Consider the following 11,964-nt stretch of genomic DNA (forward strand, 5'->3'; position numbering starts at 1 on the left):
CATCCGGACAAAAGAATTTTGCAATGAATGACGTTCGATCGATGAACCGCCGCCACTTCATGACCCTGACCGGTTCGACGCTCGCGATGCTCGGGGGCGGACAGGCCTTGGCGCAGGACCAAAAGCGGATCATAGTCAATCCCACCGAGTTTCGGCCGATCCCGATTGCGATCACCAATTTCGTGCCGGGCTCGCCCGCGGACGGCGATGTCAGCAACGGCGTCACGCAGGTCATCACCAACAATCTGAAGCGCTCGGGCCTGTTTGCGCCGATCGACCAGGCCGCCTTCATCGAGCGCGTCAGCAACATCGACGTCGCGCCGCAATTCGAGAACTGGAAGACCCTCAACGCGCAGGCCCTCGTCACCGGCCGCATGACGCGGCAGCCGGACGGCCGGCTCAAGGCCGAATTCCGCCTGTGGGACGTGATCACCGGCCAGCAGCTCGCGGGCCAGCAATATTTCACGTCGCCGGAATATTGGCGCCGCATCGCCCACATCATCTCCGATCAGATCTATGAGAAGCTGACCGGCGAAAAGGGCTATTTCGACAGCCGCGTCGTGTTCGTCGACGAGTCAGGGCCGAAGGAGCGCCGCGTCAAGCGGCTTGCGATGATGGATCAGGACGGCGCCAATGTGCGCTATCTGACCCGCGGCTCCGACCTCGTGCTGACGCCGCGCTTCTCGCCGAACTCGCAAGAGATCACCTACATGGAGTTCGGGCAGGGCGATCCGAAGGTCTATCTGTTCAACATCGAGACCGGCCAACGCGAGATCGTCGGCAACTTCCCCGGCATGACCTTTGCGCCGCGCTTCTCGCCGGACGGTCAGCGCGTCATCATGAGCCTGCAGCAGGGCGGCAATTCCAATTTGTTCGTGATGGATCTGCGCTCGCGCTCGACCACGCGCCTCACCGACACGCCGGCGATCGACACGTCTCCGTCCTATTCGCCGGACGGCACCCGCATCTGCTTCGAGTCCGATCGCGGCGGCAGGTCGCAGATCTATGTGATGGCGGCAGGCGGCGGCCAGGCGCAGCGCATCTCCTTCTCCAAGGATGACAACAACGCGACCTATTCGACGCCGGTGTGGTCGCCGCGCGGCGACTACATTGCCTTCACACGGCAGGGCGGCGGACAGTTCTCGATCGGCGTCATGAAGCCCGATGGCTCCGGCGAGCGGCTGCTCACTTCCGGCTTCCACAATGAAGGCCCGACCTTCTCGCCGAACGGGCGCGTGCTGATGTTCTTCCGCGATCCCGGCGGCAATGCCGGACCGTCGCTCTACTCCGTCGACATCTCCGGCCGTAACGAACTGAAAGTGCCGACGCCGGGCTTCGCGTCCGATCCGGCATGGTCGCCGCTGCTCTCCGCGACCGCGGGTCAATAGATCCATCGCGCGTTTCGCAACGCGCGATGTTGTCGAAAACAAGCGCCGATTTTTCGGAGTTCTGCGCGCGCGGCAAGCTTTCCTTCACCTTGTGCTCGGCAAGCCTTGCCTAGTTGCTTGATATTTCAGCAGAAATAGCTTCGCTATTGCCGCGAAACAACTCGACTTTAACGATGTTCCCTCAGAAAGGCTTCATCTGGTCTGGGTAAAAGTACGCGTCAGACAGGACGCACGTACAAAAACAGATGCAGTTCGCAAGCCACAGCGGAGAGCCCGACAAACGGCAGGCCTCGCCGATAATTTCGGCGGCGCTGAACGATTCCCTGTTCGAGGCGCCCGGTCCGTTGTTTGCGGGTATCGTCTTCGTGGCCATCGGCGCTGCCATCACCGCGCTGAGGACCGGACAAAGTGTCACCTGGGCCACGGTGGCGCTGATCATCCTGGCCGGAGCTATCCGGTTGTTGGACTTGCGGCGATTCCTGCCTCGCAAGGCGACCCTGACCGCCCGAGAAGCCGAGCTCTGGCAAAAGCGCTACCTGGCCGGGGCGCTGATCCAGGCCGCGGCCATTGGAATCTGGTGCTCCCTGGCACTGGTGAGCACTGACGACGCTGTCGTCCATATGATCGCTCTGTCCATCACCACCGGGATTGTCGGTGGAGGTGCGGGACGCGCTTACGGACGGCCGTCGATATACCGTCTGCAGGCCGGGCTCATGTTCGGTCCGGCGGTCATCGCGCTGGCATCGCATGGCACGCCCTACTACATCGCAATGTCGTTCGTGAGCGCCGCATTCTTGCTGGCGATCATGCAACTCTCGGCCAATCTGCACAAAATATTCATGCGGGCGGTCGTGGCTCGTGAACGCGAAGCTGCGCTCGCCGGCCAGTTCGACACCGCCCTGAACAACATGCCGCACGGCCTGTGCATGTTCCGCGTCGACAGGCAGCTCGCGGTGATGAACCATCGGTTCGGCGAGATGCTGAACCTTCCCGACGATCTCATTCGGGGCGGCACCAGCGCGCGCGATATCCTGACGGCTTGCGCCAGCTCCGGCGCCATTTCGGCCGCGAGCGCCGAGACGATCATCGCCGAGATCGAGAACTCACAGGCGAGGGAAATCGTTACCGTCGACCCTGACGAGGCGAGAAACCGGTCATTGTCCTGGACAGTCCAGCCGATGGCCGATGGCGGCGCGGTGCTGCTGCTCGAGGACGTGACCGAGCGGCGCAACGCCGAGGCCAAGATCACGCATCTTGCCCGCTATGATGAGCTGACGGCGCTCCCCAACCGCGTCCATTTCCGCAACGAGATCGAATCCCTGCTGGCGGCCTCGCGTCATTCCGACCGGCTCTGCGCGCTGCTGTTCATCGACCTCGACCAGTTCAAGCAGGTCAACGATACGCTCGGCCATCCCTGCGGCGACCAGCTCCTCTGTGCGGTGGCCAACCGCCTGCGCGAGATGCTGCGGCCCGAGGACTTCGTCGCCCGCTTCGGCGGCGACGAGTTCGTCGTGTTCCAGCAGAATATCAACGCGGCAGAGGATGCCGCGAGTCTTGCCCGCCGTATCGTCGAGCGCCTGAGCGAGCGCTACCGGATCGACAATCACCTGGTCGAGATCGGCGCCAGCGTCGGCATCGCGCTGACTTCGCCGGAGGGCATCAGCGCCGACACGCTGCTCAAGAACGCCGACATGGCGCTCTACCGCGCCAAGGCCGACGGCCGCGGCACCTTCTGCTTCTTCCGCGACGAGATGGCCGCGACCGTCGAGGCCCGCCGTATCCTCGAGCTCGACCTGCGCAAGGCGCTCGCCAACGAGGAATTCGAGCTGTTCTACCAGCCGCTGGTCAATCTGAAGTCCGGCAAGATCACCACCTGCGAGGCGCTGCTGCGCTGGAATCATCCGGTGCGCGGCACCGTATCGCCGATCGACATCATCCCGGTCGCCGAGGACATGGGCCTGATCGTCGATCTCGGCCGCTGGATCCTGCGCCGCGCCTGCATGGAGTGCATGAAGTGGCCCGAAGGCGTCAGCGTCGCCGTCAACTTCTCGCCGCAGCAGTTCCACCAGCGCGACGTGCTGAGCGAGATCCGCTACGCGCTCGAAGTGTCGGGCCTGCCGGCGCATCGTCTCGAGATCGAGATCACCGAATCCTCGTTGTTGCGCAACACCCAGCTCACGCACGACATCCTGTCACAGCTTCACGCGCTCGGCGTGCGCATCTCGCTGGATGATTTCGGCACCGGCTATTCCAGCCTCAGCTACCTGCATAACTTCCCGATGCAGAAGGTGAAGATCGATCGCTCCTTCCTCGAAGGCATCGATACCGATCGGCCGCTGACGCTGCTGCGCGGCGTGGCGCGGCTGTCCGCCGATCTCGGCATGTCGGTCGTGGTCGAGGGCATCGAGACCAACGAGCAACTCGAACTGATCAGTGCGGACGGCACCGTCTCGGAAGGGCAGGGCTACCTGTTCAGCCGACCGGTTCCGGCGATCCGAATTCGTCAATTGCTCGACGCTTCCCATGGTCGTCGCATCGCGGACGCTCAGGTCGTCGCGATTTCCTCGCGGTCGTTTGCCTAGCTTCACGCACTCGCCCGCGATGTTTTCTCGCTATTTCCTGCAGATTTCTCTTGCGTTTCCCCGGGTTATTACGGGGGCCGTTCTTAACCCTAACGATTCGAACCCTTTGCATTTCGGTTAAGGAGTCATTAATCTTTCGGATGCTCGCGGAAGTTGCCCGGGCGGCGGGAGTATCAGATGAAGTCAGGAGCCGAGTCGCGTGCGCCGCTCGAAATTCGTGGAGCCGCGTTGTTCGACCGCGTCGACTACCGCCTCATCGAAACCCCCGAGGATCGCGATGCTGTCTACGCGATGCGCTACAGGGCCTATCTGCATGGCGGATTGATCTCCCCATCCGCGTCTCAGCGGATCGTCGATACATACGACGACGCCCCCAACGCCTGGATATTCGGCGTCTATCTCGACGGAGAGCTCTGCAGTTCTCTTCGCCTTCACGTCCTGACATCAGAATTGCGGATGTCCTACACCACCGAGTTGTTCGGCGATGTTCTCAACTCTCGCCTCGATCGTGGCGAGGTTTTCGTCGATCCCGCGCGCTTTGCTGCAGACCCGGAAAAGAGCCAGCGGTTTCACGAGCTTCCCTATCTGACACTGAGGTTGGCCTATCTGGCCTGCGATCATTTCAATGCAGATCTCGGACTTGCCATGGTGCGAACGGATCACCAGGCGTTCTATCGCCGGATCTTCCTTCATGAGACCCTGACGGAGCCGCGCCCGTTTCCAGGCTGGCACTCCAGGAAGGTGGTCCTGATGGCCTCCGATTTCGCGAATCTCAAGGAACGGGTCTTGAGGCGCTTTCCAATCATGCGCTCGAGCGCGTTCGAGCGACGGATGCTGTTCGATCGCGCCGCCCAGACTCAGGCCGTCTCCCGGCCGACGCTCGTTCCGAGCGCGCGCGGTGTTTCGGCCGTCACCCTGGCCTGATCGGCAGCAGTTCCGCCCGTCGCCGCGTTGCGGGGCCATCAAGGCTCAGAATTCCGGCGGAATCGGCAGTTTCCCGCTTAACGCGGCTTGCCTTCACCCTCGCGCCACATTTACAACCCATTAACCATGATGGGTGCTTTTCGCGGGTTGGGGGCATTTGACCGGCTGAGGCAAGGTTCCGTCAAGGTTGACGGAACGTTCGCTTAACCAACCCCCTGTAGACCGGACAGCAGTGGACGAACGTGAGCGTGGAGGCTCCGGAATGAAATATCCTATGCGTATCCTCCAGGGATTGAAGCTGGCCGCGGTGCTTGCCATCGCCCTGTCGATGGGCGCCTGCGCCAACAAGAACATGGGGATGGATGCCAATGCCAGCGCGGCGACGCCGGGCAGCCAGCAGGACTTTGTGGTGAACGTGGGCGACCGCGTGTTCTTCGAGAGCGACCAGACCGATCTGACCCCGCAGGCGATCGTGACGCTGGAGAAGCAGGCGCAGTGGCTGCAGACCTATCCGCGCTACTCCTTCACTATCGAAGGTCACGCCGACGAGCGCGGCACCCGCGAATACAACATCGCGCTCGGCGCCCGCCGCGCCCAGTCGGTGCGCTCGTTCCTCGCCTCGCGCGGCATCGATCCGAACCGCATGCGCACGATCTCCTACGGCAAGGAGCGCCCGGTGGCCGTGTGTAACGACATCTCCTGCTGGTCGCAGAACCGTCGTGCTGTGACCGTGCTGAACGCGAGCTCCTGACGCTTCAGGCGCCGTTCATCTTTGGCAACCGAATATGCCGGCGCCCTCACGGGCGCCGGTTTCGTTTCAGCGATCTGTGACCTAAAACCCCTTGGTAGCAGCCACAGTTTTGGCGTACTCCCCTTCAATGTGTGGCGCGTCGCATGTTCCGTCGCAGGCCATTTCGCTTTCGTCGTCAGGGCAAGATGTCATCCAGATTTAAGGTCTTTACCGGCACCGTGGCCATCGCCGCGCTGCTCCCCTTGTGCTCGCCCGTCTTCGCCCAGCAGGACGATGATCCCGAGATGCGGATCGAGCGGCTGGAGAACCAGCTGCGCCAGCTCACCGGCCAGAACGAAGAGCTGCAATATCGCAACCGCCAGCTCGAAGAGCGGCTGCGGGCGCTCGAGGGCGGCGCGCAAGGCGCGCCCGGCCAGGCGCCGGTCCAGCCCAATGTCGCCGCCGTCCCGCCCGCGCAAGTCGCGCCGGCCTATCGTCAGCAGCCGCCGCAGCAACAGGCGGTGCAGCCGAATTACGAGCAGCCGCAGATCGCGTCTCCCGCGCCGATCGTCCAGGAGCAGCCGGGCCCCGGTGCGCCCGGCAGTCGCCGCCGCGGCGATGCCTTTGATCCGAGCCAGAGCCCGAATGCGCCCGGCGCACCGCGCGCGCTCGGCGGCGGCCAGCAGCCGATGCAGGCCGGCGGCGCGCCCGGCGGACGCGGCGCCGGCGAGCCGCTCGACCTCAACAACAATGGCGGCCGCTATCCGCAGGCAGCGGCGCCAGTCCAGCCCGGCTATCCGCCGGCCCAGCAGGGCTCTCCGCCGCAGGCCGGTGGTCCGGCGCTCGCCACCCTGCCGCCCTCGGCGACGCCGCGCGACGAGTTCGACCTCGGCATCGGCTACATGCAGCGCAAGGACTACGCGCTCGCCGAGCAGACCATGAAGAATTTTGCCGCGAAATATCCGAGCGACCCGCTGCTCGGCGACGCGCAATACTGGCTCGGCGAAAGCTATTTCCAGCGCCAGCAATATCGCGATTCCGCCGAGGCCTTTCTCGCCGTCACAACCAAATACGACAAATCGGCCAAGGCGCCGGATGCGCTGCTGCGGCTCGGCCAGTCGCTCGCCGCGCTGAAGGAGAAGGAGGCCGCCTGCGCCGCCTTCGGCGAGGTCGGCCGCAAATATCCGCGCGCCTCGGCCGGCGTCAAAGCCGCCGTCGACCGCGAGCAGAAGCGGGTGAAGTGCTGACGCACGACGCTGCTCGCTGACAAGGCGGATGGTGCTGCGCTAAAGTCATGCCCGCCATTCCGCTGGGCCGCGTCATGTCAGACGACGACAATTCTCCGATCTCCGCGCACGCGGCGAAGCAGCTCTTCGCCGAGCTGAAAGCTGCGCCGGCGTTGGTGCTCGCCGTCTCCGGTGGCCCCGACTCGGTCGCGCTGATGTGGCTCGCGGCGCGCTGGCGCCGCAGCCTCGCGCGCGGCCCCGAGCTCACCGTCGTCACCGTCGATCACGGCCTGCGCGCTGAGGCGGCGCGCGAGGCGCGCGAGGTCAAGCGGCTGGCCGCCGAGCTCGGCCTGACGCACCGGACCCTGCGCTGGCGCGGCGCCAAGCCGAAGACGGGACTTCCCGCGGCGGCGCGCGAGGCGCGCTACCGCTTGCTGGCGCAAGCCGCGCGCGCAGCCGGCGCGAGCCATGTGCTGACCGCCCATACCCGCGACGACCAGGCCGAGACGCTTCTGATGCGGCTGCTCCGCGGCAGCGGCATTGCCGGGCTTTCGGCGATGGCGCGCCACACGAGGCGCGACGGTCTCGTGCTGGCGCGGCCGCTGCTCGACGTCCCGAAATCGCAGCTCATCGCGACCCTGAAGCGGGCCAGGATCAGCTTTGCCGACGATCCCACCAACCGCGACGCGTCCTTCACGCGGCCGCGGCTGCGGGCGCTGCTGCCGCAGCTCGCAGCCGAGGGCGGCGATACCCGCACACTGGTGCGGCTTTCGATGCGGCTCGCCCGCGCCAATGCGGCGGTCGAGGTGCTGACCGACGGCGCCGAGCGCTTCCTCCGCTTGCGGGATCGCGGCGTTGCGCCGCAGCCGGGCGTTCGCAGCTTCGAAGCCACAGCCTTCGCCACCTTGCCGGAAGAAGTCCGACTGCGGCTCCTGCTGCGGGCCATCGACGGGCTCGGGCACGAAGGGCCGGCGGAACTCGGCAAGGTCGAGACCCTCTTGGCCGCGCTCGATCAGGCCATGCTCGATCAGGGCCTGCTCGGTCAGGCCTTGGCTGCCCGCGCACCGGCAAATGGGCGCGCCATCCTGAAGCAGACACTGGCGGGAGCCTTGATCAGCCTTGCCGGGGGGCGTATCCACATCGCGCCTGCGCCGGCCCGGCGGTCCAGGATTGGGCCCAAGGGGGGCGGATGAGGGCGGATCATGACACCGGCCGTTTCTGCGGCCTGCCGTCAGGACGCCTTAACCAGGCAGGAAAAACCCCGGCTTTGGTGCCATTATTTCAGCGGGAATCGCTCTAAGATGGGCTAAATAGTCCCATCTCGTTCCCTTGGCAGCGAGCGGGGCGGCACCTAAATTGTATGCGTCTAACGATGAGGATTCCTTGGGGATTTCCTCGTAAAGCCCAAGGATGAGGCCGCGATCCGCGCGACCACGAAGGAAGATCGATGAACGCCAATCTGCGCAATTTCGCCCTCTGGGTCATCATTGTTTTGCTGCTGTTGGCGTTGTTCACGCTCTTCCAGAATCCGGGTCAGCGGGCCTCCTCGCAGGACATCGCTTTCTCCCAGCTGCTGAGCGACGTTGACCAGGGCCGTGTCCGTGACGTCGTGATCCAGGGACCTGACATCCATGGCACCTTCACCAATGGCCAGAGCTTCCAGACCTACGCGCCGAACGACCCGACGCTGGTGAAGCGCCTGTATGACAGCAAGGTGCAGATCACCGCGAAGCCGCCCGGCGACAACGTGCCGTGGTTCGTCTCGCTGCTGGTCTCCTGGCTTCCCTTCATCGCGCTGATCGGCGTCTGGATCTTCCTGTCGCGGCAGATGCAGGGCGGCGCCGGCAAGGCGATGGGTTTTGGCAAGTCGCGCGCGAAGATGCTGACGGAGGCCCACGGCCGCGTCACCTTCGAGGACGTCGCCGGCGTGGATGAAGCCAAGCAGGATCTGCAGGAGATCGTCGAATTCCTGCGCGATCCCGGCAAATTCCAGCGCCTCGGCGGCCGCATTCCGCGCGGCGTGCTGCTGGTCGGCCCTCCCGGCACCGGCAAGACCCTGATCGCACGCGCGGTCGCGGGCGAAGCCAACGTGCCATTCTTCACCATCTCCGGTTCGGACTTCGTGGAAATGTTCGTCGGTGTCGGCGCCTCTCGCGTCCGCGACATGTTCGAGCAGGCCAAGAAGAACGCGCCCTGCATCATCTTCATCGACGAAATCGACGCCGTCGGTCGTCACCGTGGCGCCGGTCTCGGCGGCGGCAATGACGAGCGCGAGCAGACGCTCAACCAGCTGCTGGTCGAGATGGACGGCTTCGAGGCGAACGAGGGCGTGATCCTGATCGCCGCGACCAACCGTCCCGACGTGCTCGATCCCGCGCTGCTCCGTCCCGGCCGCTTCGACCGCCAGGTCGTGGTGCCCAATCCGGATGTCGTCGGCCGCGAGCAGATCCTGAAGGTGCATGTCCGTAAAGTTCCGCTGGCCCCGGATATCAACCTCAAGACCATCGCGCGCGGCACTCCGGGCTTCTCCGGCGCCGACTTGATGAACCTCGTCAACGAAGCCGCTCTCACCGCCGCCCGCCGCAACAAGCGCATGGTGACCCAGGCCGAGTTCGAGGAAGCCAAGGACAAGGTGATGATGGGCGCCGAGCGCAAGTCGCTCGTCATGACCGAGGAAGAGAAGCTGCTGACGGCCTATCACGAGGGCGGCCACGCCATCGTCGGCCTCAACGTGCCCGCGACCGACCCGATCCACAAGGCGACCATCATTCCGCGCGGCCGCGCGCTGGGCATGGTCATGCAGCTCCCCGAGCGCGACAAGCTGTCGATGTCTCTGGAGCAGATGACCTCGCGTCTCGCTATCATGATGGGCGGCCGCGTCGCCGAAGAGCTGATCTTCGGCCGCGAGAAGGTGACCTCCGGTGCCGCCTCCGACATCGAGCAGGCCACCCGCCTTGCCCGCATGATGGTGACGCGCTGGGGTCTGTCCGAGGAGCTCGGCACGGTCTCCTACGGCGAGAACCAGGACGAGGTGTTCCTGGGCATGTCGGTCTCGCGGACGCAGAACGCGTCGGAAGCGACGGTCCAGAAGATCGACTCCGAGATTCGCCGCCTGGTCGAGGAAGGCTACAAGGAAGCGACCCGCATCCTCACCGAGAAGCACGCCGATCTCGAAGCCTTGGCCAAGGGCCTGCTCGAGTTCGAAACGCTCTCCGGCGACGAGATCGTCGATCTGCTCAAGGGCAAGAAGCCGAACCGCGAGTCCGTGCTCGAGCCGACCACGCCGCGCGCCTCCGCGGTGCCTCCGGCCGGCAAGTCGCCGCGCCCGCGGCCCGATGCGGATCCCGGCCTGGAGCCGCAGCCGCAGGCGTAACGCTTAGCGTTACATGGCCGGCTACTCCGGCAAACCTTTAGTGCAAAAGCTCGGCATCAAGCCGGGCTTTTGTATTTTCGTGGACGGTCTTGCGACGCCCTATCGTGACATCGTCGACGAATTGCCTGATGGTGTGACCATCGCCACGACCTCCAGGCCGCCGCTCGACATGGTGCATCTCTTCGCAGCCGAGGCCAAAGGCCTCGCCGCAAAACTGCGCCGCTACCGCGAGGCCATCGCGCCGGATGGCATGATCTGGGCGTCGTGGCCGAAGAAAGCCTCAGGCGTCGTGACCGACGTGACGGAAGCCCTGGTGCGCGAAGCCGCGCTCGCGAGCGGCCTCGTCAATATCAAGATCTGCGCCGTCAGCGACATCTGGTCGGGACTGAAACTCGTGATCCCCGTGAAGGACCGCGCGAAGCAAGCGAAGTAGCATCGGCCCGCAACACCGGTCTCGTCGCATGAGCAAAGGCGCGAAAGCGCCATGCCCCCACCATTCCGCACCGCGTCCGGGCCAAGTGACGACGTCGTGCCGCCATGACCCGGCCCGTCGTCTCATGACGACAAGCGAAGCCAGACGTCCTTGCTCGCCAACGTACCGTCAGGCGTGGCGATCTCCAAGTCGACGACGTGCAGAGAGCCGGGCGCGTCTCCATAGATGTATTTGAGGTGCCACACGCCCCCCAGGTCCGGCGTAATGACAAAATCGTCCAGCCCGTCGGTGATCGCCCGGACGGCCTCACGGTGCGTCATGGGCGCGGAAAACATCGCGTCGATCAGGTTGGCGAGGGTCATGCCTTCGACCAACATCATTCGTGCGATGTCGTCACCGTGGACGTGGCGAAGCGCTGACACGATGGCAGCGATTGCGTCCGGATTTTTCAATGACACGGAAATGCGAGCCTCCGCCTTCATGATGCCGGAGGCGGATCAATGTGTGCAAGCCGTCTCTTATCAAGTCGTCTCTTATCAAGTCGTCTCTCAACACGTCGTCTCTCGCCGGCGCCGCGGAGCAAAGGCTCGCTGGCCGGCGCGCCCTCAGTACCGATGCCTCCAGTTGCCGCGGCCGCGATACCATCCATAGTGATGGCCGCGATTGCCGTGCCATCCATGGCCGTGGCCGTGGCCGTGCCCGCCCCGGACCTGGATGACCGCTTCGTCATCCGCCACAGCAGGCAGGCCGATCCTTGCCGAAGCGGGACTGGCAAGCATGAACAAGGGCAGAAAAATTGCGGGAATGATCGGAAGGAAGCGCATTGTCGACCTCTCTCGGCATTGTTTGCAGCAGGGACGGCACGACGCAGCAAAATGCCCGCCGGCAGGATCGGCGGGCATCGGCGGCACTCAATCTATCTCTTGGTGTGGCTGCTTGCCGTGCCGGACGCCGAGCCGGTCGTTTGACTGGGCGCATATCCCGACGCGCCAGGCGAGCCAGCCTTGGCGCCTTTTGCCTGCATTTCGTGCCCTGGCGAATAACCGGATGCACCGGTGGTACCGGCCTTCGAACCCTTGCGCTGCATCTCGTGACCGGGCGTTTTCGTCGAGGTGCTGCTCTGCGCAAGAGCCGCGCCAGCGAGGGCGACCGTCGACAGCAAGACAATAGCGACCTTCATGGATTTGTCCTCCTTCTGTGCAGGCACCTAACCGGTAGAACCTGTCCCTGTTCCAGAATTCGGGAAAAATATGCAAAAGCGATCCTGACGCTTCTTCAAGGGGCCAGCGCCGGACGCCTCCCGCGATG

10 protein-coding genes are annotated in these 11,964 nt (G+C 64.5%); 8 read left to right on the top strand and 2 right to left on the bottom strand.

Annotated features, from left to right (window positions below; genetic code table 11):
* Window positions 1-41 precede the first annotated feature (41 nt).
* From tolB to ACWAT4_RS06305, 8 genes are all read left to right on the top strand, one after another.
* Entirely contained in the window at window positions 42-1,388 is a 1,347-nt protein-coding gene (gene tolB, locus ACWAT4_RS06270; RefSeq protein WP_449731168.1) for a Tol-Pal system beta propeller repeat protein TolB, read from the top strand.
* Between the two features lie 245 nt (window positions 1,389-1,633).
* Window positions 1,634-3,970, top strand: coding sequence for a putative bifunctional diguanylate cyclase/phosphodiesterase (locus ACWAT4_RS06275; protein WP_212298240.1), 2,337 nt, complete (start codon window positions 1,634-1,636; stop codon window positions 3,968-3,970).
* A 177-nt stretch (window positions 3,971-4,147) separates the two neighbouring features.
* Complete coding sequence (locus ACWAT4_RS06280; RefSeq protein WP_212298239.1) at window positions 4,148-4,894, top strand: N-acyl amino acid synthase FeeM domain-containing protein; 747 nt, start codon at window positions 4,148-4,150, stop codon at window positions 4,892-4,894.
* 262 nt (window positions 4,895-5,156) lie between these two features.
* Window positions 5,157-5,645 (top strand): peptidoglycan-associated lipoprotein Pal, encoded by a 489-nt coding sequence (pal, locus tag ACWAT4_RS06285; protein ID WP_212298238.1) that lies wholly within the window; start codon window positions 5,157-5,159, stop codon window positions 5,643-5,645.
* 185 nt (window positions 5,646-5,830) lie between these two features.
* Window positions 5,831-6,871 carry a tol-pal system protein YbgF gene (gene ybgF / locus ACWAT4_RS06290; protein ID WP_212425928.1) on the top strand — a complete coding sequence of 347 codons (1,041 nt, stop codon included), beginning with the start codon at window positions 5,831-5,833 and terminating at the stop codon, window positions 6,869-6,871.
* A gap of 74 nt (window positions 6,872-6,945) precedes the next feature.
* Window positions 6,946-8,043 (top strand): tRNA lysidine(34) synthetase TilS, encoded by a 1,098-nt coding sequence (tilS, locus tag ACWAT4_RS06295; RefSeq protein WP_449730061.1) that lies wholly within the window; start codon window positions 6,946-6,948, stop codon window positions 8,041-8,043.
* Between the two features lie 254 nt (window positions 8,044-8,297).
* Window positions 8,298-10,223, top strand: coding sequence for an ATP-dependent zinc metalloprotease FtsH (gene ftsH, locus ACWAT4_RS06300; protein WP_212298235.1), 1,926 nt, complete (start codon window positions 8,298-8,300; stop codon window positions 10,221-10,223).
* A 40-nt stretch (window positions 10,224-10,263) separates the two neighbouring features.
* Window positions 10,264-10,656: a DUF3052 family protein gene (locus ACWAT4_RS06305; RefSeq protein WP_449730062.1), complete on the top strand. Its 393-nt coding sequence runs from the start codon at window positions 10,264-10,266 to the stop codon at window positions 10,654-10,656.
* Between the two features lie 122 nt (window positions 10,657-10,778).
* Here ACWAT4_RS06305 and ACWAT4_RS06310 read toward each other — a convergent pair whose 3' ends face one another.
* Together ACWAT4_RS06310 and ACWAT4_RS06315 are read right to left on the bottom strand one after the other, a co-directional pair.
* Entirely contained in the window at window positions 10,779-11,114 is a 336-nt protein-coding gene (locus ACWAT4_RS06310) for a hypothetical protein (protein ID WP_433995296.1), read from the bottom strand.
* 458 nt (window positions 11,115-11,572) lie between these two features.
* A complete protein-coding gene (locus tag ACWAT4_RS06315; RefSeq protein WP_212298232.1) occupies window positions 11,573-11,836 on the bottom strand; it encodes a hypothetical protein in 264 nt (87 codons plus the stop codon).
* Between the last annotated feature and the right edge of the window lie 128 nt (window positions 11,837-11,964).

The sequence above is a fragment of the Bradyrhizobium sp. T-1 genome, from assembly GCF_053592855.1.